The organism is Bifidobacterium samirii, from assembly GCF_003952945.1.
Taxonomy (GTDB): domain Bacteria; phylum Actinomycetota; class Actinomycetes; order Actinomycetales; family Bifidobacteriaceae; genus Bifidobacterium; species Bifidobacterium samirii.
On record NZ_QXGK01000001.1, the window covers coordinates 127,782 to 151,819 of the forward strand.

The following is a 24,038-nucleotide window of genomic DNA, read 5'->3' on the forward strand; positions in this document are numbered from 1 at the left end:
CCTACTCCGGTGCGGGGTGGCGGAGTCGGGATGCGGCGGGGCCGGGCGGGCGGCGTCCGCGCGGCGACGGGAAGCAGAATGCGACGTTTTGTCTAGTTATGCCGAAGGCGAGAATTAGGCAAAGTGTCTAACATGGAAGACGGTCATCATACGACGGCGTCAACGGACGGCCGTCATCAGCAAGGAGCGGACATGGACGACAGGAACGACGCGAACGGAACGAACGGCGTCAACGGCCCCGATCAGAGCAACGGAACGAACGGCGCGAACGGGACGCCGGAATACGGGGCGTACGCACCACAGGGGCAGCCGAACAACACCAACTACCCGTACGGCGCACCGGACGCGAACAACACCAACGCACAGAACAACGGGCAGCCGCAGTACGGCCAGCCGTACGCCTACCAGCCCAACGGCAACCCGTACGGCGGCAACTCGTATGGCGGCGGATACCAGCAGAACGCATACCAGAACGGCTACCAGCCGAACCAAAGCATGCCCGGATTCGGACCCGACGGCGGCGCATGGCGCGACGGCGGGCCGTTCCGCCTCATCGAGGAGATCCTGCCCGACAAGGCCAAAAGCGCGATCCGCAGCCTGTACGGCGTGATCGGCGTCGCCGCCGTACTGCTCGGCGCGGCCCTGCTCATCTGGCCCGCGAACACGCTCACCGTGTTCGCCGTCACCCTCGGCCTCTACTTCATCGTCTCCGGCGCGATCCGCATCGTCAGCGCGCTCGTCACCATCGGCCTGCCCGGCGGATGGCGCGTCCTCGACGTGCTCGTCGGCATACTCCTCGCCTTCGGCGGCGTCGTCATGCTCAAGAACGCCGTCCTGTCCGGCACCACGATCGCCGTGTTCGCCACGCTCATCGTCGGCTTCGGATGGATCCTCGAAGGCGCGGTGGCGCTCGCCGAATCGTGGCGTCTCAAGCGCTCCGGCTGGGCGATGGCCTACGCGGCCGTCTCCATCGTCGCCGGCATCGTGCTGCTGTTCTCCCCCGTCTCCTCGACGCTGTTCCTCATCGTCTTCGCCGGAATCGCGCTCATCGTGATGGGCGCCTCCGCGATCGTGCGCGCCTTCACCTTCGGCAAGCCGCGCCGGAAGTGAAGGCCCAGCAGGGGCATCCGGAGCTACAACACCTGTTTCGGCATCACGTCGGTGTTGGCGTAGAACAGGCCGTTGGCCACCATGCATGACAGCACCTCCATGTCGGAGATGTCAAACGAGAACTCCTGTTCGGCCGATTCCTTAGAGAAGCGCTCCACCGTATAGTCGTGATCGACCAGATCATGCCGGTGCAGACAATCGACGATGCCCGTGGCGGAGTCCTCATATAGATTGGGGTTGTCCAACTGCGCCTCGTACACGGCTTCGACGTACATGGTGTGCGTGACGCTGCACTCGGACACGTCCGCCAGAAACGCATCGGCGCTCGACGCGTCGCCGGATACGACCGCCTGATGATACAGCCCGTTCGGATATTTGACAAGTACCGGCTCCGGATTCCCCTTATCGACCATGCACTGCCGATAATTGGACCAGACCTGCTCGTATTCGGCCACAGACACGACCCCTTCGGCCTTCGCCGATTCCAACACCGTCATCTGCTCCGCAGCGACCGTGCCATCGGCGCGCGCCTGCTCGAGCATCATATCGACGAACGAGGAGAACGAATCGGCGAGCCGGCTGCGGGACCCCTCATCGGAAACCCCTCCGGAAGCCTCCGATCCATCCGAAGACACCCCGTCATCCGAATGAACCCGACCGGCAGCAAACCCGCAACCGCCCAACAACGCCGGCATGAGCAGCACCGCCGCCGCCATGGATACCACACGCATCCACTCGAAATGGCTCATCGTCACATCAACGCCCCAAACTCAGCGATAACCAAGACCAGCAGCAGCATAATCATCCAGCAACGCGGAATTACCATGAATGGACGCACTGGCATGCAAGCCTCCAGGACGATTATCCAATGCCCGATTGCCGTCCTGCACGGCCAAGGCATAATGCCCATACTTCTTCGAGTACGAACTCGCGGAAGAGAACGATGAGTTCCAGCTCCACGCCGCATTTACATTGGCATTGTTCAGCTGCCCCTCCCCGGCGAACGATTCACGAACACTGAAACCTAGACAGAGCACAGCCGTCAACAAAGCCGTTACAAATACGACAAAAAACTCTGGATGCGTTTGCTTGACATGGAATCCCCCTGCCTATCGAACGAATGGGAACATCAGCGTTCCAAAGTTCATAATAGGATAAAGCAAATCGCAACGCAAGCCAGACCGGAACGAAGTTTTCCATCACATGCGTGGGAACGGCACCGCAAAGACCGGCCGGCGGCAATCGACGCCATGCGGGCGTTTGTCATTTCGCGCGGTTAGGCTGAGGCCATGACCAAACCATTGATTTCAGGCCTCGACCCGGCCTCGTTCTCCGCCGTCACCAAGCCCGGCGACGACCTCTTCCGCTACGTCAACGGCCCGTGGATCGACACCTACCGCCTGCCCGACGACCGCTCCCGCTACGGATCCTTCGACAAGCTCGCCGAAGACGCCGAAAACCAGATCCGCGACATCCTCGAGGACGACGACTGCCCCGCCGTCAAATCCCACGCCCTCTACCGCTCCTTCCTCGACGTCGACGCCATCGAAGCCGCCGGCATCGACCCGATCCGCCCCGCGCTCGACCAGATCGACGCCGCCGCCGACAAGACCGCCCTCATCCGCGTCCTCGGCACCCTCAACCCCACCGGCGGCCCCGACCTGTTCGGCATCGGCATCTACGGCGACCCCAAGGACCCCGACACCAACGTCGTGCACATCGAACAGGCCGGCCTCGGCCTGCCCGACGAAGCGTACTACCGCGACGACAACTACGCGCCCATCCGCGACGCGTACGCCGCGATGGTCGCCCGCCAGCTCGTCAACGCCGGCTACGGCGACGAACAGACCGCCGCGCAGGACGCCGCCCGGTTCCTCGACGTCGAAACCCGCATCGCCTCCCACCATTGGGACGTCGTCGCCACCCGCGACTCGCAGAAGACCTACAACCCCACCGACTTCAGCCAGCTCGCCGAAGCGCTCGCCCACGTCGACATCGCCGCCTGGGCGCAGGCCTGGCAGGCCGCGTACGACGCGACCGAAGCGGCCGCCGCGCAGCCGGTCGACATGGCCGCGGCGCTCGCCCACACGATCGTGCACGAGCCGGACTTCCTGACCGGACTCGACGCGTTCTGGGCCGCCGCCGACCTCGACGACCTCAAGCTGTGGGCGCGCGTGCACATGATCGTCGGCTCCGCGTCGATGCTCAGCCACGACTTCGACGAGGCGAACTTCGACTTCTACGGCAAGGTGCTCTCCGGCACCCGCCAGCAGCGCGACCGTTGGAAGCGCGCCGTGGCGCTCGTCAACGGCGTCAGCGGCGAGGAGGTGGGCCGCGAGTATGTGCGCCGTCACTTCCCCGAAAGCTCCAAGCAGCGCATGGAGCAGCTCGTCGCCAACCTGATCGACGCGTACCGCGTCTCGATCGCCCACAGCGACTGGCTGGGTGCCGAAACCCGCGACAAGGCGCTCGAGAAGCTCTCCAAGTTCACGCCGATGATCGGCTACACCGAGCATTGGCGCGACTACACGGCGCTCGACGTGCGCGAGGACGCCGGTCTCGTCGCCAACATGGCCGCCGCCTCCCTGTACGAGTCGGGCTATCAGCTCGCCAAGGCCGGCAAGCCGGTCGACCGCGGCGAATGGCTCATGAACCCGCAGACCGTCAACGCCTACTATGAGCCGAGCATGAACGTGATCGTGTTCCCGGCGGCGATCCTGCAGCCTCCGTTCTTCAACCCGGAGGCGGAGGATGCGGCCAACTACGGCGGCATCGGCGCGGTCATCGGCCACGAGATCGGCCACGGCTTCGACGATCAGGGCGCCCAGTACGACGGCGACGGCGTGCTCAACGACTGGTGGACCGCCGAGGACAAGGCGAACTTCGAGCAGCGCACCAAGGCGCTCATCGCCCAGTACGACGAGTTCGTGCCGGTGCAGCTGGCCGAGAAGTACGCCGACGAGCCGGGCCGCGCCCCGCACGTCAACGGCGCGCTCACCATCGGCGAGAACATCGGCGACCTGGGCGGCGTGACCATCGCGCTCAAGGCGTACGCGTTCGCCCTCGACAAGGCCGCCGGCCGCGAATCCGACGGCTCCGCCGAGGCGATCGAGGCGTCGCTGGCCACCGCCCCGGAGATGGACGGCTTCACCGGCCTGCAGCGCTTCTTCCTCAGCTACGCGTCGATCTGGCGCGGCAAGAACCGCGACGAGCTGGCCGAACAGTACCTGCAGATCGACCCGCACTCCCCCGCCGAATGCCGCACCAACGGCATCGCGCGCAACGTCGACCTGTTCTACAAGGCGTTCGGCGTGACCGAATCCGACGCGATGTGGCTCGCCCCCGAGGCGCGCGTCTCCATCTGGTAGCCATTTAGGTCGGTGGCCGGCCGTATTCGGCTGGCCACCGACAATCTTCGGCACCCGATGCGCGAACCGCCGAATAATGGCCATGCCATAGCGGCGCTGAACGTCAGGGCTAGACTTGACGCATATGCAAACTTCTCCGGGCGCCCCCATCTCCATAGCCATCATCGACAATGACCCCATCACGCTCATGGCGTTGCGGTCCATACTCGAACAACGTTACGGATTTTCGGTGGCATGGGTCGCGAACGGAGGGCGGGAAGCCATCGCTCTCAGTCATGAACGACGTCCGCCTGATGTCATGCTCGTGGACATGTCCCTTGTTGATATGAGCGGAACGGACGTTTGCAGAGAGATACGTGCCGGCAATGCAACGACCGCGATATTGGGAATCACGTCGTATCCGATTGAACGATATGCGGCGGATATATCCGAATGCGGAGCTCAGGGTATCGTCGAAAAAACCAATGTCCGAACAATAGCGGATGCAATACGCACCCTCGCTTGCGGGGAAGTCCTTATGCCTCCGCCGCAATGTCGGAATGTTTCATTTAATACCGCAATACGCAGTCACAACCGCGAAACCGAGCGCTCGGCAAAGAGGAATACGCCGTCTCTCGGCTTGCGAGAGATTCAGGTTCTGGAGCTTACTTTGCACGGATACGACCAGAACGAGATATCCGCTCAGCTTGGAGTCTCCCCAGTGACCGTACGCACGTATACGAAGAGGATCAGGGAAAAGATGGATTGCCGGACTTTAGCTCAGGCGGCCGCACAATGGGTTCACTTGAGAGCCTCATATTCTTCCCTGTTGGGAATGATCGAAAGCAGCCACGGTATCTGATGAGTGTATGGCGACGCAAGAGTCTGTACGTATCAATCGGCTTTTCGGTACTCACAAGCATATATTGGGCAAGCTTCTCGTACTTCTTCCCCGACTTTCCTCTCTGGACACCGGCATTGCTTGTTTCATGTCTGTTCCATCTATGCTGCCTGATGTTTTTTTATCGCAATCCTCGTGTCATCTCCACGCTCATCATCATAAATTACTGCATCATCGTATTGTCTCCGATGAGTTATGGCGCAATTCAACGTTACGGCGTCTTTCTGGCGCTTGCCCATCTATCCTTTTCCGAAAACACCCGACGTTCGCTTCTCGCAGGAACAGCCATCCTCGCATGTGAAGGCGCCTGCATCTTTCTATTCGATGTTCCCGTTCCGCAATTCCTCACTTCAGCTGCATGCTTCGAGCTCGCATTCATGGCCGGATTATGCGCAAGAACAATACGACAAGATAAGCTGATCGCGGCGAACCGTCATCAATTGGAAACATATCTCAATCAGCATCGCATAGCTCAGGTTCTCCATGATTCGGCGACCAGCGAACTATCCGCAGTGATACTGCTTTGCGAACAAGAGAAATCGGCGTCAAGCGACCATTCGCAAATCATCGAAAGCATCCATTCACAGTCACTCCAGGCCTTGCACAACATCCAGATCATAATTCGCACGCTACGGGACAGTTGCGAAGACGTTTCTTTCATCGAAAGGAATTCCAGCCTGAACGACTGTATCGAAGAGGGCGACAAATTACTTAACATTGCCGGATTTCACGGACGGACACGACTGTCGGGGAAATCACCGCATGTATTGAGCCAACGGACGGAGGCGATTGCCGCAATCGCATTAAGGGAAATATATTCGAATATACTACGGCACTGTCCAGCGTACGGAAACTATACCGTCAACGTGAACATCACTTCGACTTCGATCACCATCACCGAAAGCAACCCCTATGAGCAAGACTCTGCGAACAGAATGACATCCGGTTTCGGTCTTCAGTCGCTGCAAATGCTTGTCTCCAATGCAGGCGGGACGGTAGACACATCAATCGCAAACGACTTGTGGGCGATATCCGTCACTATCGAAAACTAGAATATGCGTTTGCTCTAATCGATAATGCAGCGCGGATTAATGAATCTCTGGAATATCATCAGGAGTGATCTCGCCCAGGGAATGCATAGACGCAATCACTGCATCCCAGGGCGTAGCGATTCGATATCAACATCTGTCGTGCATGCGCAGAAGCTCCTCTTTCAACTCCGTGTATTGCTGCGCAAGCCGGCGTGCGACAGTATCACGCCGGCTGAGACAGTCCCCGATTGCGGCATCGATGAGTCTGAGCACAATCTCAGATGGTTCGACTTTCCGAGACGGGCAGTCCGGGTCATGGGCGGCGCGCAGGGATTCCATGAGCCGCATGCGGGTCGGCATATCGCATGGCAGGTCGGGATGGAAGACGATGGAGAACTCGTCGAGGAGCCGCGGCGCGATCGCCATCCGATCCCAATCCACCAGCACGATGGTGTCGTCGGCGATCAGGATGTTGCCGGGAACCATGTCCCCATGGCTGTACGTCATGCAGTCGCAGCAGGTCGCGCAGAGCCTGTTCAGATTCGTCTGTGCCGTCGTGCCCGCGTCGGACGACTCCTTGCGGGATGAATCCGCTGACGGTCGTGTTTCGAGGAGGTCCTGCAGTCCGGCGTCGAGCAGCGCCGCCATCCGTTGGCGGGGCGGCACCGAAAGCAGGTTGGAGCCGTCGACGATCGCATAGGTGACATGGTCTCCCGAGGATCGTGTCGCGTCGATCCGCGGCATGTGCCGGTCATATACCTGACGGAACGCATCATACTGCCGGACGAACGCGTCGCAATCGAAACCCTGCGGGTGGACCTGCGTGAATTCGGTCGCGTTGTGGCTGTCGAGATGGAACGTCAGATACGACCGCTTCCCGCTCGTGCCCGCACCCGGGTACGGGAGCCTCGCCTTGCCCGCGTAGGCGAGCATCGGGAGGGATAGCAGCGCGAGGGCCACGGCGCACCACAGCCAGTACGTCTGCATCGACTGCACGTCGTCGGTCGCGACCAGACTGATCAGGAAGTTGATCAGGGACGCGATCAGATTGGCGACGGTGTTCACCGTGCTGAACCACAGTGCCGTCTGTCCGACGAACGGCGACGATTTCATCGCCATATCCGAGTATTCGGCCCGGTAATTGCCCTTGAGGATGCACACCAGCAGATAGCCGACCAGCACCAGCATGGAGTTATCGGATGCCAGCAGCATGGTGGACAATGCCAGGATGCCCAGCAGGATCAGCGTGACATGCCGGAACGCGAGACGGTTCAGCAGACGTTCGACCGACCGTCCGACGCCGATGACGGTGATGAGGTTGCCGGCGAACAGGAACATCGCGACCGTCCACAGCGGATCCACACCCGCGATGGAGAAACTGCCGGAAAGCAGCTGGATGGTCCGGTTCTGGAACTGCACATAGCCGTTGAACAGGCCGTACGCCACGCAGATCATGACCAATCCGACCAGATAGCGGATGCAACCTGAGCGGTTGTCGGCGTTCAGAACCAGCTGCCGCAAGCTGACGCGACGGCCGGCACCAGGCTCCCGACCCGCATGCCTCTGCGCACCCTTCGCATTCACGCTGATGGTGAGCACGCAGATGCCGGCGACAAGGATCAGCGCCGCCTGAAGCGAGAACAGCAGCACCGGATCGAACAGATACAATCCGATGCCCGCGAAGAAGAGCACGCTGGTGAGCAGATAGAACCATGTCGACAGCCGGTACATGCTCTTCCGGTAGTCGTCATGGCCGACGATCGACCGCAGCAGGGCGCCGTCCGCGCCCGACATCAATCCCTCGGCAAGCGTATTGGAACACACGTAGGCGATGAAGAAGACCGGCGAACTCGCCAAGGCCACGAACAGGAACGACAGCGAGAACACGCACAATCCCACGCCGTAGGACAGCCGTGCGCCCATCCTGTCGGCGAGATACGAAAGCGGCAGGTCGATGACCATCACCAAGACGGTGACCGCCGACATCAGGCCGAGGTACATGGACATGGACACGTGCACATGATCGATCCACCAAGTCGGCAGCACCGACATCACCAGCGCGGTGGACCGGCATACGTACGCGACCTGGTACTTCCTGAAATCGTCATCAGCAGATGCCACAGAACACCTTCCTCTACAATCGCGGCAAATACCAGTCCGGCGCAATGATTCTCGAACGGCCGTGCGATTCCAACGGTCGGTTTTGAAATCCTTCAGACCACACAGAGTGTTCGAATGGAAAAGGCCCTACCGTTATGTCCAATTCCAAAGAATCATATGATTTTTGCATATTAGAAGACCCGCGGCGCGCTGCGGTGCCTTGAGTCAACGTTCGTTGACCGCAGACATCACATGTTGACTCAACAGGTACCGACGAGATACCACAATATCGACCCCCTTAATGTCCCCGTCCTTCCCGGTGGGATCCCCCTCGGATCACAGTCCCGGAAAACGACACCGCCTCGCGGCCGTCTGGGCGGCACCCCAACCCGCCTCCCAGACGACCATGCGTCAGTCGACATCCGCTCCCGCCTCGACCAGCGGCACGATATCGCCGATGGAGGCCGGATCGAACGTCAGTATGTCCCAATCACGCTGCAGGTTGAGCCAGAACTTCGGCGTGGTGCGGAACGCGGCCGCAAGGCGATGGGCCATCGCCACACTGATGCGCCGCTTGCCCTTGACTATCTCGCCGACGGCCGTCTCCGACACGCCGATGGCCTTCGCCAACCGGTACCCGGTGATGCCGGCCGGCTCCATGAACTCCTCCCGCAGGATCTCCCCCGGCGTGCTCAGATACAACTCATCCGCGGTGATAGTCATCGGTTCCTGTGCTGCTTCCATATTCATCAATACTATCGCAATACGTTAGTATCGCAATACGTTAGCAATGATTGGCGGATGGACCGTCAGAAGGCGGGGTCGTCGAAGTCGGCGGGCGGGGCGTCCGGCGGAGGGACGTCGTCTGCGGGAGATGTGGGTGCGGACTCGGCGACGGGCGCGGCGGGTACGGCGGACGAGGCAGGTGCCGCGGCCGACATCACGGCGTCGGCTTCGGCGGTGGCGGCAGCGGCGGCGAGGAACGGGTCGGCGACATCATCGGAGACGTCGATGCTGACCGGCGCGACCGGTCCGACCGGTCCGCCGACCTGCGGCGGACGACCGGGCGTGAAGCCCGATGACGGAACCGGCGCGAAGGGATCGGCGTTGCCGGCGCCCGTACCGCCGTTCGGACCGAAGTTCGGCCCGCCGGCGGGACCGCCGTTGCCGGTGCCGTCGGCGGGTTGCCCGTTGACGGGCTGTCCGTTGACGGGCTGTCCGTTGGCGGCGGGCTGGTCGCGTCGCGGCTGCGACAGGTAGGTGGTGCCGTAGTTCAGGTCATGGCCGACGGTGCTGGCGTTGACGAACAGGTTCGTCTGGCGTCGTCCGTTCGCGTCGGACCATTCGTCCATGCCGAGCGTGCCGGTCACGATCACCGGATTGCCCTTGTGCAGGCAGGTGAGCACGTTGTGGGCCAGCGCACGGTACGCCTTGACCGTCACCCATGTGGTCGGCAGCGTGCGCCATTGGCGGGCATCGTCGTAGTAGCCGCGCGACACGGCCAGTCGGAACGAGCACATCGTGGGCGGTTGGGACGGGCCGAACGGCTGTGGTTCGGCGCCGAGACGGCCGGTGAGGGTGATGGTGTTCTGCTGCAGTGCCATGACGGCTCCTTTCGAAGTGGACTGCACGAACCACGATGCTGGGACCTGGCTGGCCCGGAATGGAGGTGTGGTGCGAGAGAAGGCGAAGCCGTCAACCAGCACCGTGATCCGCGCGGTGCATCCCACTATGCCCGAACGTCCGCGTCCGGCGGAGGGGTTCCGGCCATTGTGGACGCAATCGAAGGGCGTCGGCGTGTTGTGGACAACTCGCGGTGGATAACCCGCCGACTTGTCCCCACGCCCCCGGGTTATCCACAACAATCCATCCACAATCCCACGCAGCACACGTCATCACGTCCCTCTGCCACCGGCGACGCCGCCGACCGACGGAACAAACACTCACCATGGATACGCGAAGCCCCGCCGTCCACACAGGACGGCGGGGCTTTCGCATCAGCGCATCAGCGCATCAGCGGCAAATCAGCGGATCACCGGCGACCGACGGCTCACAGACGGCCGGCGATCTCGGCGGCGGCGTCGGCGACCGGCACGGCGACCGAATTCTCGCCGTTGCGGTCGCGCACCTCGATCGTGCCGTTGTTGACCGTGTCGCGGCCGACGACGGCGATCAGCGGCACGCCGATCAGCTCGGCATCCTTGAACTTGACGCCCGGCGACACCTTGCGGCGATCATCGTAGATGACCTCGATGCCGCGCTCCTCCAGTTCGGCGACCAGCTTCTCGGCGGCGTCGAACGCGGCCTCGTCCTTGCCGGTGGCGACGACGTGCACCTGCGCCGGGGCGATGATCGACGGCCAGGCCAGGCCCTTGTCGTCGTGGTGGATCTCGGCGATGCAGGCGAGCACGCGGCTCACGCCGATGCCGTAGCAGCCCATCCACACCGGCACGGCCTTGCCGTTCTGGTCGAGGACCTTCAGGTCGAGCGCCTTCGAGTACTTGAGACCCAGCTGGAACACCTGGCCGATCTCCACGCCGCGCTCGAAGCTGAGCGGGCCGGAGCCGTCCGGGCTCATGTCGCCGTGGCGCACCTCGACGGCCTCGACGGTGCCGTCGGCCTCGAAGTCGCGGCCGTACACCAGATCGTAGTAGTCGACCTCATGCTCGTCGGCGCCGGTGAACCATGCGGAGCCGCGGGCGATGTGCGCGTCGACCAGGTAGCGCACCGGCTCGTCGACGCCGGCGACCTTGCCCTGCGGGCCGAGCACCATCGGACCGATGTAGCCGGGCACCAGTTCGGGATGCTTCTTGAGGTCCTCCTCGCCGGCCTCCTCGATCTCGAACGGCGCGAACTGCGCTTCGAGACGCTTCATGTCGACCTGACGGTCGCCCGGCACGCCGATGACGACGACCTCGCGCCAGCCTTCCGGATGCTCCTCGTCCTCGGTGTGCTTGACCACGATGGCCACGTTCTTGAGGATGTCGGTCGCGGCCCAGCCGCGGCCGTCCTCGCGCGGGTACATCGCGTCGGCGCACGTCACCATCTTCTCAATGGTCTTCGCGTCCGGCGTCGGACGCTTGGTCGCGGCCGGCGTGGCGGAGCAGTCGACCTCGGGCACGGCCGGCGTGGTCAGCGCCTCCACGTTCCACGCCTTGCCGGACGGGGCGAGCGCGAACGTGTCCTCACCGATCGGCATCGGGGCGAGGAACTCCTCGGACGCGGAGCCGCCCATCGGGCCGGACATCGCGAACACGGGCACGTACGGCAGGTCGAGGCGCTGGAACACGCGCTCGTAGGCGCCGCGCTCGTCCATGTAGGCCTTGCGCATGCCCTCCTCGTCGATGGTGAACGAGTAGGCGTCCTTCATCACGAACTCACGGCCGCGGATCAGGCCGGCGCGCGGGCGGAACTCGTCGCGGTACTTGGTCTGGATCTGGTAGAGGGTGACCGGCAGGTCCTTGTAGGACGAATACATGTCCTTGACCAGCAGGGTGAACATCTCCTCGTGGGTGGGGGCGAGCAGATAGTCGGCGTCGTGGCGGTCCTTGAGACGGAACAGGTTCTCGCCGTACTCCTCCCAGCGGTGCGTCGCCTCGTACGGCTCGCGCGGCAGCAGGGCCGGGAAGTGCACCTCCTGGGCGCCGATGCCGTTCATCTCCTCGCGGATCACGGCCTCGATCTTGTTGAGGACCTTCAGACCCAGCGGCAGCCAGGTCCAGATGCCCGGGGCGGCCTTGCGCACGTATCCGGCGCGCTGCAGCAGCTTGGCGGAATCGACGTCCGCGTCGGCGGGATCCTCGCGCAGGGTGCGCAGGAACATGGTAGACATACGAAGTGCTGTGGAACTCATGCGTCCAAACGTACTCAATCAAGGGGACGTGGGGCGGCCGCAGACGGCTTCCCGTCTCACGTCCGCCGCATCCCGGCCATCATCATGCCGGCGACGACGTCGGACGGCCGCCCGGCCACCCAACCTGCGGTTAGTATGCGTCCCGACGACGATGCCGCGCACAAACCGCGGTTCCGACCCCTCGTTTCTGCGGTTTGTATGCGGCGGCCTCGACGGGACGCATACAAACCGCCGTCGCGGATGGTCGTCGCTGCGGTTTGTGCGCGTCCCCCTCGTCGGGACGCGTACAAACCGCAGCAGCGGGGATGACGATGCGGTCCGGTCGTCGGGGCCGCCCCGACCGACCGCCGCGGTCAGAACGGTCAGAACAGTTCGTCCTGGGTGAAGTCGGGCGCGGCGTCGTCGGCGTCGGCGACGGGCGGACGCGGGACGAACGCGTCGGGGCCGTCCTCGTCCAGCCGGACGGCGGCGGCACGCGAATCGTCGCGCAGACGACCGTCGAGACGCACCGCGTCGGGCGAGACGAGGAACATGCGTTCGTTGACGCCGCCGAGGAACAGGCCGTCCATGCGTTCGACGCGCGACAGCGCCACGTAGCCCATGCCGGGCGCGAACGTGCGGCGCAGGTCCATGACGGCGCGTTCCAGCGTCATGCCCTGCGATTTGTGGATCGTGATCGCCCACGCGCAGCGCAGCGGCACCTGGCTGACGGACGCGAGCACCGTCTCGCCGTCGGTCATCTCCCACGAGGCCGGCTTCATCGTGACGATGTTGCCGTTCTCGAATTCGACGATCGGCCAGCCGCCCTTGGCTTCGGCGGTGAATCCGCGCACCGTGCCGAGCGACCCGTTGACGTACTGGCGGTCGGCGTCGTTGCGCAGGGCCATCACGGTCGCGCCGGTCTTGAGGACGAGATGCTCGGGGGCGAGCATGTTCTTCTTGAGCCGGTCGACGAGGTTCGCGGGACCGGCCTGCTCGGCGTAGAAGCCGTGCTCGTCGTCGTCGATCTCGGCCAGACGCAGGTCGTTGAGCGAATCGGCCTGCCGGTTGACGGGGAACAGGTGGACGGCGACCTCGCCGGGCGCGGGCATCACGCCGAGGCGCGTGACGAGCGCGTCGCGGTCGGCGTCGGTGACGGCGCCGTCGCGGATGTCGGTGAGCACGCCGAGCAGCCGCCCGTCGTCCTGACGGTGCTGTTCGGTCAGGTAGCAGACGGTCGGCGCCAGCTGGTCCCAGACAAGCGATTCGGTGACGAAGCCCTCCGGGTTGCGGCCGGCCTTCGCGTAGCGTTCGCGCATGATGACGAATTCGGGCGGCGGCGCGATCAGATCGTGGTTGCGGCCCGACACGCTCACCGGCGGCAGCTGGAAGAAGTCGCCCGACATGACGACCTGCAGTCCGCCGAACGGCCGCGGATCGCGCCTGAGGCGCCGGCACACCTCGTCAACCATGTCGAACAGCCACGCGTGCATCATCGACACCTCGTCGATGACGAGGATGTCGGCCGCTTCGATCTTGCGTCGCCGGCGCGAGCGGATCGTCCGATACAGGGATTCGGTGAGCGCCGTGGCCACGCCGACGCCGCTCCACGAGTGGATCGTCTGCCCGTTGATGTGCGTGGACGCGATGCCGGTGGACGCGGTGACCGCCACCGACGCGCCGGCCGCGCGCGCGGCGGCGATGAAGCGGTTGAGCACGTACGTCTTGCCGGCGCCGGGCGCGCCGGTAAGGAACACGCTCGCGCCCGCTTCGAGGATCGCGAGGGCTTCGCTCTGTCGCATCGGTCGACTCCTTCGGTTGCGGTCGGCGGGTTGCGTTCGGCTGGTTTGGATCGGCTGGTTTGGTCGATGGAAAGGCCGGAATCCGGCTACGCGACGATCCGGTCGATGACCTGCAGCACGCCGTGCTCGGCGTTCGTCGGCGCGATGTAGCGGGCGGCGCGTTTGAGGTCGGGGTGCGCGTTGCCCATCGCGAACGAGAATTCGCCGGCGGCGAGCATGCCCAGGTCGTTGAGGTAGTCGCCGAACACGGCGGTCTGTTCGGGGGTGACGCCGAAGTGCCGCTGCAGCGCCTCGACGCCGCGGCGCTTGTCGGTGTCGGGGTTCATCACGTCGACCCAGTGCGCGCCGGAGACGACCATCGCATAGTCGGCGGCCGCGGGGGCGAGCACGTCGCGGGCGGTGGATTCGACGTCGCCGAAGTCGAAGACGGCGAGTTTGATCATGGTCTCCTCGCCGCTCTCGACCAGTCCGATCACGTCGTGCAGGTCGTCGACGATGCGCAGCGCATGGTAGTACTTGCGGCATTCGTCGAGGAACGGCTCGTCGCGCCGCTGCACGTACGCGGTGGTCAGGCCGCACAGGACGAGGCCCACGTCGTGCGCGCCGCTCGCGCACGCCGCGTCGACCAGGTCGATGACGGTGCGCGTGATGGCCGTGTCCACGCCGCTCACGTCGACGATCTCGCCGTCGGCGGCCACGACGCCGCCGTTCTCCGCCACGTACGAGAGCTCGTAGCCGACGCGGTCGGCGAACATCGCGCGCAGCGTCGCGTACTGGCGTCCCGACGCCGGCACGAAGTGCACGCCGCGCCCGTGCAGGCGTTCGAGCGTCGTCCAGAAGCCGTCGGGGACGGCGCTGTGCTCGTCGAGCAGCGTGCCGTCCAGGTCGGTCACGATCAGGCGGATGTCCTGCGGTCCGTTGATGGCGGTCCAGTCGGATGCGGTCATGATGGTCCTTTCGTCAGGCGTCGGGCAGTATCGTCAGGCGGTCGGCGGACGCCGGCGGGTCAGGCGGCGTGGATGCCGGTGGCGACGATGCGGTCGGCGATGGCCTTCGCGTCGGCGGCGGACGGGCCGGGCGCGGCCGCCATGATCGCCTCGCGGTAGTAGCGCAGTTCGTCGAGCGATTCGATGATGTCGGCGAGCGCCCGGTGGCCGCCGGCCTTGGCGGGGCGGTTCTCGTAGACGGCCGGGTACCAGCGGCGTGCGAGCTCCTTGAAGGTGCTGACGTCGATGCTGCGGTAGTGCAGGCGGCTCATGAGGTCGGGCATGTAGTGGTCGAGGAACTTCTTGTCGCTGCCGATGGTGTTGCCGGCGAGCAGCGGGCGCACGCCCTGCGGGGTGAAGCGTTCGACGTATTCGATGACGCGCTGTTCGGCCTCACGCAGGCTCAGGCCGTGTTCCCATTCGTCGATGAGGCCGGAGCGGGTGTGCATGCCGCGCACGAAGTCGTTCATGTGGGCGACGGCCGTGTCGCTGGGCTTGATGACGTAGTCGATGCCCTGGTCGAGGACGTTGAGGTCGAAGTCGGTGGGGACGACGGACACTTCGACGAGTTCGTCGCCACCGAAGATGTCGAGTCCGGTCATCTCGCAGTCGATCCAGATGAGGCGGGATCCTTCCGCCGTGTAGGTTTCGCCGTCGTGCGCGTCCGCCATGTGTGCCTCTTTCCCGTTGCGGATTCCTGTGTTCCCGTGCGCGCGGTCTGCCCGGCGCACGTCGTCCCCGGCCGGGTTCCCGGCCGGACGGAACAGTTCAGCCTACATCGCGCCGCCTACATCGGGGCGTGCGCCGGCGTCCGTCGTCCGATTGGTTCCGGTGTCTATTGCAGCGTCGCTGTCGGCCATTCTGGTTTCGATGAACCGACCGACCGTGGCCCGGTGCACATGGTATCGGCGTGCGATCTCGGCTTTGGTGATGCCGGCGTCCAGCATCGCCCGGATGTCCTGTTCGTATCCGGAGAGCTTCACCACCGCCGACCGGCGGCCTACGGGACGCCCCAGCGTCACGCCTTCCTGCCGTCGCCGCGCGAGGGCCTCCTTGGTGCGCTGGCTGATGAGGTTGCGTTCGATCTCGGCGGACAGGCCGAACGCGAACGCGAGGACCTTGCTTTGGATGTCGTCGCCGAGCCGATACCCCTCCTTGACGGTCCAGACGCGCACGCCTTGTTCCATGCACTGGTTGAGTATGTCCATGATCATGAACAGGCTGCGTCCAAGCCGGGACAGTTCGGAGCAGATGATCAGGTCGCCTTCCTCGATCGTCTCGAGCAGTTCGCCCAGTTTGCGCTTGTTCACCGCCTTGGTGCCGCTGATGGTCTCCTCGATCCATCCGTCGACTTCCAATCCTTCCGTTTCGGCGAAGCGGGTGATTTCGAAGCGCTGGTTCTCCACGGTCTGCCGGTCGGTGCTGACTCTGATGTATCCATAGATCATGATGTCAGTGTTGCAGCCATTCGGATGATTTCTCTCAACCGAAGATCGTGTGGGGCAATCTCAGCCTGAACGCGAAGTACGCGATGGTGGAGGATGATGCGATCGTGTGCGCCCCGTCTCCGTTCATCGCGACCGATGACTGGTTCCTGCTGGGCGTGCTGAACTCCCATGCAGCGGACTGGTACGTGCATCAGGTCGCCGTTACACGAAGCGGCGGCTACATGGAATACAAGCCCGTTTTCGTCGAGCAGATTCCGATTCCGACAGCAGTGGAGTCGGATGTCCGTGGGCGGATCGCGGTTTTGGCGCAATCCGCTCAGCAGAAGTGTCAGAGCGGAGTGTCCGCAAAGGACGAGGAACGGGAGATCGACGAACTGGTGTATGCCGCGTTCGGTATCACCGCCGAGGAACGGCAGGAGATCGAACAATCCTCACTGTGAGAACCGTTCGATGAAATCCATCTCGGGGCGGGTCAGACCGATTCGGGATGCGATGCATTCATCGATGGCATGGTCCAGTTCCTGCAGCTCAGCCTCGCTCCGTCCGTCATCAAGCCGCTGACGGATCAGCTGTAGGAACGTCTCTCGTTCCGCACCATCGAACAACGCTATCGGCAGTTGTTCGATGGTGTATTTCTTCCAACGCACGGTTCCCATACCGGTGGTGGTCCCCAACGTGGAGAAGTAATATTCGGCCAGACGGGAGTTCAGGAACCCCAGAATCGGCAGCAGGTCGGAGCCCACCATCAGGAAGGTGGTGGCCTCCGGAACATAATCGCCGCCGCCGTCGAACGCGAACTTCGCCCTGTCGGAGATCTCACCCCACACGATCTTCGGTTGAGAGAAATCATCCGAATAAGATATCGCGTCCTGGGTCTCGAACCATTTGTTACCTGTCTTCTTCCGGCTCTTGAAGCGCACTCCCTCACACTTGTGCTCGGCACCGGTCTGTTCAAGACGCAGCCGTCCCGTACCGATAGGACTGCTCGTGCGCCCCGACAGGACCCAGTCGCCGTTGATCAGCCAATCTTTCACGGCAGGATACCGGTCGATGTCATACTCCAAGGAGGGGAACAGTGTGATGGTGTACAAGTCCGCGAACTCGTAACGGTAGCGCTTGACGTCGCGGCCTCGGAGCACCGGGCGGATGATCTCGGCGCTCTTCGGGTCGGCGGCGATCAGCTCGTCGCGCTTCTCCTTGGAGATGATGAACGCATCGTTCAGACCTGTCTTCACACCGTAGTTGATGCGGACGTCCAGATCCTTGAGAAGGGTACCGGCCTCGTCCATCCGATGTTTGATGGAGCGTTCCACATCGCTCAGGATCACCCAGGGAGAGGAGCCCCGCACCGCCGCCGCGGTGTTCCGGTCGTATCCTTCCGTGTCGAACGGAATGACCGTCGCATGCTCCCCGACGTACGAGCCGATGTCGTCCAGCGAATCACCGGTGTAGCGCACCGCCTGGAGCACGCCGTCCGCGCGCCCCTTCCTCAGCAGCATGATGTTGGTGTCGACTGTGGCGCTGCTGAAGCGCCCGGCGCCCAGGTCGATGAGCGTGATCACCTCGGCGTTCGCGGCGAGATACGACCGGAGCTCCACGCCGTACTTGTTGCGCATCCACTTATTGGAGGTGATGAAGTCCAGCACGCCCCGGTCGGACAGCATCATCAGCCCGCGTTCGTAGAACAGCTCGTACAGGTCGCCGGTCTGATTGTACGACTTGTATGCCAAGGACGCGTACTTGTGCTTGTCCGCCATCTTCTGCAGCTGCACATACGGCGGGTTGCCGATGACGACGTCGAACCTGTTCACGCCGAACATGAAATCCGGGTCGAAGAACGGTGCATGCCCGGCTTCGGACGACACCGACGCATGGGGGTGGAAGGCCGAGAGCTGCCTGCTGCGCTCCGAGGCCATGTCACCATGGCCAAGCTGCCGGATGATGTCCTCGAACCGTTGCATCAGCCGGCTCTTGTTCTCGGCACCCGTAACGTGGAAATACTGGGAGCGGATCTCCCCAAGCTCGTCCATCAGGGCGGCATCGTCACCGTTCAGGGCCAAGAGAACCTGATCGTAAGCGGCTCCGTTGGCCGGGAGCACATCCGTGGCGTCCTCCCCCACTGCCAACGGCACGACGGAATCCGCGCACACGAACTTGAAGTCCAGATTCGGCAGCGGTTCCACGTCGTCGATGGATCCGCGCTCCACGATCATCGACAGCCAGACGCGCAGTCGCGCGACCTCCACCGCCATGGGTTCGATGTCCACACCGAAAATGTTCCGCTGCAGGATCCGCATCTTCCGCTCGTAGGCGTCCGCCACGGCCTTCCTGCCCTGGAGCCTTGCATGGCAGCGCATCAGCAGCTGCAGCATGCCCATGGGGAACGCGCCCGATCCGACCGCCGGGTCGAGCACGCGCACACCGTCGAGTGCCTGGATCGCGAGCGGCAGCACCGTGGCCGTGTTGGAGCCCCACAAGGTCCTGCGCGCATCGCCGTTCCGCTCCCATTCGCCGTCCGTCGTGTCCAGCAGACGGTCCACGCCGACGTGGACGCCCTTGCCGTCCCCCAGCACGTTGTACAGGTACTGGCGCAGGGATTCGCGGCACATGTAGGAGACGATCTGCCTCGGCGTGTAGAACGCGCCCTTGGCATTGCGCGCGGTCTTGCCGGTGTCATCCATCTGCTCGGCGAGCAGCGATTCGAAGATGCGGCCCAGCATCTCCGGGTCGATGGCGACCTGCTCGTAGTCCGGCGTGGATTCGTCGGTGGTGAAGTCGTACTGGCGGAAATGCGCGTACAGGCTCGTGAAGAAGTCGTCGGGGAACGCGATCGTCTCATTCGGGAAATCGGTGGTCTGCTCCTCGAACAGTCCGCCGTTGAGGAACGGCGTGACGAAGTCGCCGTCCTCGTCACGGTCCTGCCTGGCCGTGTTCAGCGTCGCGAAGAACAGCCGTTTGAGTTTGCGCTCGTAGTAACCGGCCGCGTCAAGCCCGTCGGTCTCCAGATAGCGTTCCTCGGGGTTGAGGAACCCCTTCCGGTCCAGGAACCATGCGAACAGGATGCGGCCGATCAGACGGCTGGCGAACAGCTTCGCCTCGTCCGCGTCGTGACCGGAGGCGACGATCGACTGGACCAGCTCGTTGAACCGCACCGCGATACCCTGGTAGAAGCTGCGGTTCACTTCCGTCACGTTCAGCGCGTCCCACAGCTCTGCATGGATGCGCGGCTTGTCGTCGTCGGTCAGACCGTCCGCCGCCAACAGTCCCGACAGTCGTTCGAGGATGCGCTTCTGCGTGTTCGACAACGTGCCGCGCAGTTCCATCGTGCGCAGATTGCCGGATTTCGAAACCGCGATAATGATCGACTGCGTGTTGGCGGGTGCGAAGAAGTGGATGCCCACGGGGAAGATATCGTAGAGGTTCGAGGGCAGAGACAGCCCATCCTCCCAATGGTCCCGCATCGACACGCATGCGCTGATGCGCGTCTTCACGGCGGATCCCCGCAATGCCATGAATGTGGCGGCGTACGGCATGCCCGGCTCGGTGAGTTCGCACACCATCGGCGCGTCCAGCTGCGGATGCCCGACGAACCATTCCTCGTGCGAGTCCGCGCCGACCTCATTGAGCAGCGCGTCCTCGACGTCGATGTCCGCCGCGGATGCGCCCTGCAGCAGCGCAAGCACCTGCACGGCCACCCGGGCCGCGGCCATGGTGCGATCATCGTCACGCACGGTATCGGAGATGTCATAACGGGAGTAGTCGTCGAGCGACTGCTGCAGCTCAGCGAATGAGGTCATGCCCCACGCTCCTTTCGATGGTTCGTCACGCCAATGGATTCTAACGCGACCGGGTCTCACAGATCCTGCGACATACTGCTCAGCCGGCAGCTCCACTTGCTGTCGGAACCAGCGTCATCCAAATCGAGATCGGCGATGAACGTCCGCCAGTCCTCGAGCAGTCCTTCGCTGATCGGCGGCGCGGACGGGTCGGCGGCGTCCGGAATCTCCTTCTTCAGCCGTCGCATCAGTTCGTTGTACCGCTGTCCCGCCTGCACCAGTTCCGCGACCTTGCCGAGCGCGGCCAGTACGTTCCCGGTGTTCAGCTGCTTCTGCAGCAGACTCAGGTAGATCTTCTCGGGCATGCTCTTCGGGCGGTATGCGGACACGGAAGCACGGCGTCCGCGCACGCCGGCCATTGCCTTCGCCTTACTCTCAACGTCCTTCCGCGTAATCCGCGCATGATCCAGCCTTCTGACGTTGTCATCCGGATCGGTCCGGAACATCGACAGGGCGGCTTCCGGGGGAAGCAGCGACGCAAAGTTACGTTCGCCCGTCACATCCACATGGATGAATCGGTGGTTCGCGAAGGTCCCCGATTCGCTCTTCTGCTCGAACAGGCATACGACGGTATGATTCACCGATGCCTTCGCGGGCAGGTAGTTCCACTTGCCCTTCGGCATGGCCCTGACCCGCTTGATGTCCGACGGTTCCGCCTGACGCAGGAACTCCCTGAGCGCGTACACGTGCTCGTTCTGCCAGGACAGCATGTCGTTGTCCTCATCCATCCGGTCGACGGCCTCGCGGACACGCTCCTCGTCGCCGCTGTAGATCTCCTGGATGTATTCGATGGGGTTCTCGTCGGCTTCCGTCAGAATGCCCTGATCGGTGCCGATCGAATGCTTGATCGTCTCGATCTTCCCCTGCAGCTTGGCGATCAGCCCCAGATAGTATTCCAGATCAGCGGCCGGCGCCATATTGCCGATAAGCACCCGGTCGTACCGCGAGCCAAGACGGTTCACACGGCCGTTGCGCTGCACCATGCGCACCGGATTCCAATGCAGGTCGTAGTTGATCAGGATGCCGGCGTCCTGCAGGTTCTGTCCTTCCGAAAGCACGTCGGTGGAGAACAGGTAATCCAGTTCATGCTCGCCATCCGCCAGCTTGTACTTCTTCGAGACCGGAGAGAAGCGTTTCACCGTCCTCTCCAGATCGGTCGCCGCGGCGGTGAGGAACGCGGATTTTTCGGAGAACCGGTCGATGCTGCCGCCCAGCAGGGACGGGAGCCTCTTCTGCAGATACCGGATGGTGTCCGCGTAGGCGCTGAACACCAGAATCTTCCGCCCGTAGACGCCGTCTGCGAGGACCTTCTCGAACGCCTCGCACAACGCTTCGAGTTTGGCGTCCATGCCGTTCTCGATGCAGCGGTCCAACGATTCGATCAGCACCGCGACGATGCCTAGGTCGCGTCTGACATCGCGACGGAGACCGTCCACGTCGAGCAGTGTAGAATCGGCCGGCACATAGGGGATGCCTTTATCCTTGAGCATCTGTTCGATGTCGGACGAATCGGTTTGCCACAGCGTCGAGGAGTTCCCGTCTTCATCATCGTCATCCAGCACCGCCAGGCCGGACATCTCCACGATGTACCCCCGGTCCAGCCATGTCATGAACCGGTCCAGACGGTCGCGGTACCGTGTCACGGACAGGCGCAGGGCATCCAGGGAGGATTCCAATCGCTTCAGCCAGAGCGTCTGAAGGATGTTGTGGATGGTCATCGACGACTGGAGCGCCGACGCCTCCTCGTCGGGAAGTCTCATCGCATCGATGTCGTCAAGCGTGGCCTCACGGTACTCCCATTGGTAGAGCATCGATCGGTAGGCGGGGAATCCCAGCAGCGACATCAAGCGGAACACCGAATCGACCAGGGAACGGGAGCCGGAGATATTCCCCAGGAACCGGGAGGGAGCCTGCCGGACGGTATCGAGAGGATGCACCAGACGACGGGTTTCATCAGCCAATTCGGTCAGATTCACGGCGAACGGATCCACGCCTTCGAAAGCCGGCGCATTACGTGCGATCACGCGATCGACCGTTTCGGTCGCCTGATCGGAGAACGAATAGCCGACCGTCTCGAACTTGTTGTCTGGGAAGCGGAGGGATGATCCGGATTCCAGCAGCTTCGACTCCTCCTGCACGCCCTGCCGGGTGGAACGGACCACGAAATGGCCGATTCCCTGGGACAGCGGCTGACGATACCGTTCCCAATCGAATCGTGCGCCCCTGCGTTCGGCGGCTTTGCGGCGACCTTCCAGATCACGGAGGAAGTCGAAGAAATCCTTGCTCTGCACCGTCGCTTCGCGGTTGGATGGGTTCTCGTACGACACGATGACGCCGGACTGCGTACGTCCGCCCAATCCGAGCTCCAGCTGGCTGATCAGATCCTTGAAGCCGTTGTTGATGGGGGTTGCCGTCAGCAGCAGCACCTTGGCGTCCGGGTTCTCCGCGATCAGCCCCAGCACCGTCTTGAAGCGTTCGGAATGCTCGTTGCGGAGATTATGGGCCTCGTCGATCACGATGAGATCGGCCGGATACGATCTGCGATAGGCGGCGCGCAGTTCCTGGATGGCTTGGATGTCCTGCTGGGAGACGAGTTCGTAATCCCCCTCCCCGAGTCCGAAGAACTCGCTCAGGTCCATGCGCCACTGCCCCTTCAGCTTGGCCGGGGGCAGGATGACGATGTTCCGCTTACCGGCATTCCGGTAATGGCGGATGACGCCGCCGGCAGTCACGGTCTTGCCCAGACCGACCGAATCCGCGAGGATGGCCGTGCCCACGCGATCCAGCTTATTGACCAGGATGCCGGCGTTGCGCTTCTGGTAGGAGTACATGACATCGGCGCCGCCGTCAGCGGGGGAATCCGCGTCCTCGGCCATCTCATCCGGGAACAGGCGCATGAGGAGATTCATGTACACGTCATACGGCCCATACGTCTTGTTGCCGACGGGCGAGGAGCTCAGGATCTCCTGGAAGTCGCCGGTCCAATCCTCGACATCTGGCAGGTCCCACATCATGTCGAACCAGGACAGATGGCCGTACTGCTGCTTCTCGTTCATCGGACGGTACAGGACCGTGGACTCCATGTCCTCGAGATAGTTCAGTTCGGCGTTGCCGCCGACCGCGATGTTGGAAAGCCCCCTGCCCGTGAAGTTGGAGGAGCCGATGATACCGACCGCACCCTCGGTATCGTACGAACCGAACACGTATTCCTTCGCGTGGATGAACGGCTTCCTGCAGATGCGCACCTGCAGACGGCCCTCGTGAATCATCGCCGCGACGATGCGCGCCGTCTCACGATACTTGGCCACGTCATCATCCGGCAGGTTCCCGAGTTCCCGGAGGTCTTCGGTGATGTCCGCCGCAGGGAAATCCTCGTAGAGGTTCGTGAGATTCAGCCGCCTGTTGGCATACGGTTCCGCGCCGATGAGAATGCGTACGGAACGATAGTCCTTGATGAGGTCGATCAGCATCGACGTGCCGATCATATCCCAGTATCCGGTGGCGACGGCCAGATCCCTGTATGTGGGATCGGAGGCCACCTTGCGCAGGACCTCCCCTAGGGATCCCCTGCGATTGTCGACGAAATGAACCAGCTTCTCCATAGTCCCCTCCTCGGTTTCGGCTGCGTGCGCGTATTCGACTCTG

Annotated in this window: 16 protein-coding genes and 1 pseudogene; 5 read left to right on the forward strand and 12 right to left on the reverse strand. The window is 63.1% G+C overall.

Translation table 11 applies throughout. The annotated features are described in order from the left end of the window. Positions 1-192: 192 nt before the first annotated feature. Complete coding sequence (locus tag D2E24_RS00475; RefSeq protein ID WP_125967365.1) at positions 193-1,110, forward strand: HdeD family acid-resistance protein; 918 nt, start codon at positions 193-195, stop codon at positions 1,108-1,110. Positions 1,111-1,133: 23 nt separating this feature from the next. Here D2E24_RS00475 and D2E24_RS00480 read toward each other — a convergent pair whose 3' ends face one another. After that, positions 1,134-1,859 (reverse strand): hypothetical protein, encoded by a 726-nt coding sequence (locus D2E24_RS00480; protein ID WP_125967366.1) that lies wholly within the window; start codon positions 1,857-1,859, stop codon positions 1,134-1,136. A gap of 21 nt (positions 1,860-1,880) precedes the next feature. Further along, complete coding sequence (locus D2E24_RS00485) at positions 1,881-2,156, reverse strand: hypothetical protein (protein WP_125967367.1); 276 nt, start codon at positions 2,154-2,156, stop codon at positions 1,881-1,883. Between the two features lie 243 nt (positions 2,157-2,399). On the opposite strand from D2E24_RS00485, the gene D2E24_RS00490 reads away from it, so the two are divergent. From D2E24_RS00490 to D2E24_RS00500, 3 genes are all read left to right on the forward strand, one after another. After that, positions 2,400-4,478, forward strand: coding sequence for a M13 family metallopeptidase (locus D2E24_RS00490; protein WP_125967368.1), 2,079 nt, complete (start codon positions 2,400-2,402; stop codon positions 4,476-4,478). A 124-nt stretch (positions 4,479-4,602) separates the two neighbouring features. Further along, on the forward strand, positions 4,603-5,319 hold the full coding sequence (locus D2E24_RS00495) for a response regulator transcription factor (RefSeq protein WP_125967369.1): 717 nt from the start codon (positions 4,603-4,605) through the stop codon (positions 5,317-5,319). Between the two features lie 227 nt (positions 5,320-5,546). After that, the gene (locus D2E24_RS00500) at positions 5,547-6,410 is read left to right on the forward strand and encodes a sensor histidine kinase (RefSeq protein ID WP_125967370.1); all 864 of its coding nucleotides are present in this window, start codon (positions 5,547-5,549) and stop codon (positions 6,408-6,410) included. 126 nt (positions 6,411-6,536) lie between these two features. On the opposite strand, the gene D2E24_RS00505 is transcribed toward D2E24_RS00500, so the two are convergent. The 8 genes from D2E24_RS00505 to D2E24_RS00540 form a co-directional block, all read right to left on the reverse strand. Further along, positions 6,537-8,510, reverse strand: a complete 1,974-nt coding sequence (locus D2E24_RS00505; RefSeq protein WP_125967371.1) for an MFS transporter — start codon at positions 8,508-8,510, stop codon at positions 6,537-6,539. A gap of 390 nt (positions 8,511-8,900) precedes the next feature. Next, entirely contained in the window at positions 8,901-9,212 is a 312-nt protein-coding gene (locus D2E24_RS00510; RefSeq protein ID WP_125967372.1) for a HigA family addiction module antitoxin, read from the reverse strand. Between the two features lie 86 nt (positions 9,213-9,298). After that, positions 9,299-10,093, reverse strand: a complete 795-nt coding sequence (locus D2E24_RS00515; protein WP_125967373.1) for a single-stranded DNA-binding protein — start codon at positions 10,091-10,093, stop codon at positions 9,299-9,301. Between the two features lie 446 nt (positions 10,094-10,539). Further along, positions 10,540-12,342 (reverse strand): proline--tRNA ligase, encoded by a 1,803-nt coding sequence (locus D2E24_RS00520; protein WP_164520940.1) that lies wholly within the window; start codon positions 12,340-12,342, stop codon positions 10,540-10,542. Positions 12,343-12,704: 362 nt separating this feature from the next. Further along, positions 12,705-14,123, reverse strand: a complete 1,419-nt coding sequence (locus D2E24_RS00525; protein ID WP_125967375.1) for a PIF1 family DEAD/DEAH box helicase — start codon at positions 14,121-14,123, stop codon at positions 12,705-12,707. A gap of 86 nt (positions 14,124-14,209) precedes the next feature. Further along, entirely contained in the window at positions 14,210-15,070 is an 861-nt protein-coding gene (locus D2E24_RS00530; protein ID WP_125967376.1) for a Cof-type HAD-IIB family hydrolase, read from the reverse strand. Between the two features lie 59 nt (positions 15,071-15,129). Next, complete coding sequence (orn, locus tag D2E24_RS00535; protein ID WP_125967377.1) at positions 15,130-15,780, reverse strand: oligoribonuclease; 651 nt, start codon at positions 15,778-15,780, stop codon at positions 15,130-15,132. Between the two features lie 102 nt (positions 15,781-15,882). Next, the gene (locus tag D2E24_RS00540; protein WP_125967378.1) at positions 15,883-16,557 is read right to left on the reverse strand and encodes a master DNA invertase Mpi family serine-type recombinase; all 675 of its coding nucleotides are present in this window, start codon (positions 16,555-16,557) and stop codon (positions 15,883-15,885) included. Positions 16,558-16,598: 41 nt separating this feature from the next. On the opposite strand from D2E24_RS00540, the pseudogene D2E24_RS00545 reads away from it, so the two are divergent. After that, a pseudogene (locus tag D2E24_RS00545) lies at positions 16,599-16,997 on the forward strand (TaqI-like C-terminal specificity domain-containing protein); the annotation flags it as partial. On the opposite strand, the gene D2E24_RS00550 reads toward D2E24_RS00545, so the two are convergent. Then, positions 16,989-20,354 carry an Eco57I restriction-modification methylase domain-containing protein gene (locus tag D2E24_RS00550; RefSeq protein WP_125967380.1) on the reverse strand — a complete coding sequence of 1,122 codons (3,366 nt, stop codon included), beginning with the start codon at positions 20,352-20,354 and terminating at the stop codon, positions 16,989-16,991. The pseudogene D2E24_RS00545 and the gene D2E24_RS00550 sit on opposite strands and share 9 nt — an antisense overlap. Positions 20,355-20,410: 56 nt before the next feature. Beyond that, positions 20,411-23,995 carry an SNF2-related protein gene (locus tag D2E24_RS00555; RefSeq protein ID WP_125967381.1) on the reverse strand — a complete coding sequence of 1,195 codons (3,585 nt, stop codon included), beginning with the start codon at positions 23,993-23,995 and terminating at the stop codon, positions 20,411-20,413. Positions 23,996-24,038: the final 43 nt, after the last annotated feature.

What these genes read in the sequence shown, in the direction of transcription:
- D2E24_RS00475 (WP_125967365.1), top strand. Translation starts at nt 193, where the DNA reads ATGGACGACAGGAACGACGCGAACGGAACGAACGGCGTCAACGGCCCC.
- D2E24_RS00480 (WP_125967366.1), bottom strand. Translation starts at nt 1,859, where the DNA reads ATGAGCCATTTCGAGTGGATGCGTGTGGTATCCATGGCGGCGGCGGTG.
- D2E24_RS00490 (WP_125967368.1), top strand. Translation starts at nt 2,400, where the DNA reads ATGACCAAACCATTGATTTCAGGCCTCGACCCGGCCTCGTTCTCCGCC.
- D2E24_RS00495 (WP_125967369.1), top strand. Translation starts at nt 4,603, where the DNA reads ATGCAAACTTCTCCGGGCGCCCCCATCTCCATAGCCATCATCGACAAT.
- D2E24_RS00500 (WP_125967370.1), top strand. Translation starts at nt 5,547, where the DNA reads ATGAGTTATGGCGCAATTCAACGTTACGGCGTCTTTCTGGCGCTTGCC.
- D2E24_RS00510 (WP_125967372.1), bottom strand. Translation starts at nt 9,212, where the DNA reads ATGACTATCACCGCGGATGAGTTGTATCTGAGCACGCCGGGGGAGATC.
- D2E24_RS00515 (WP_125967373.1), bottom strand. Translation starts at nt 10,093, where the DNA reads ATGGCACTGCAGCAGAACACCATCACCCTCACCGGCCGTCTCGGCGCC.
- D2E24_RS00520 (WP_164520940.1), bottom strand. Translation starts at nt 12,342, where the DNA reads ATGAGTTCCACAGCACTTCGTATGTCTACCATGTTCCTGCGCACCCTG.
- D2E24_RS00525 (WP_125967375.1), bottom strand. Translation starts at nt 14,123, where the DNA reads ATGCGACAGAGCGAAGCCCTCGCGATCCTCGAAGCGGGCGCGAGCGTG.
- D2E24_RS00530 (WP_125967376.1), bottom strand. Translation starts at nt 15,070, where the DNA reads ATGACCGCATCCGACTGGACCGCCATCAACGGACCGCAGGACATCCGC.
- orn (WP_125967377.1), bottom strand. Translation starts at nt 15,780, where the DNA reads ATGGCGGACGCGCACGACGGCGAAACCTACACGGCGGAAGGATCCCGC.
- D2E24_RS00540 (WP_125967378.1), bottom strand. Translation starts at nt 16,557, where the DNA reads ATGATCTATGGATACATCAGAGTCAGCACCGACCGGCAGACCGTGGAG.
- D2E24_RS00550 (WP_125967380.1), bottom strand. Translation starts at nt 20,354, where the DNA reads ATGACCTCATTCGCTGAGCTGCAGCAGTCGCTCGACGACTACTCCCGT.
- D2E24_RS00555 (WP_125967381.1), bottom strand. Translation starts at nt 23,995, where the DNA reads ATGGAGAAGCTGGTTCATTTCGTCGACAATCGCAGGGGATCCCTAGGG.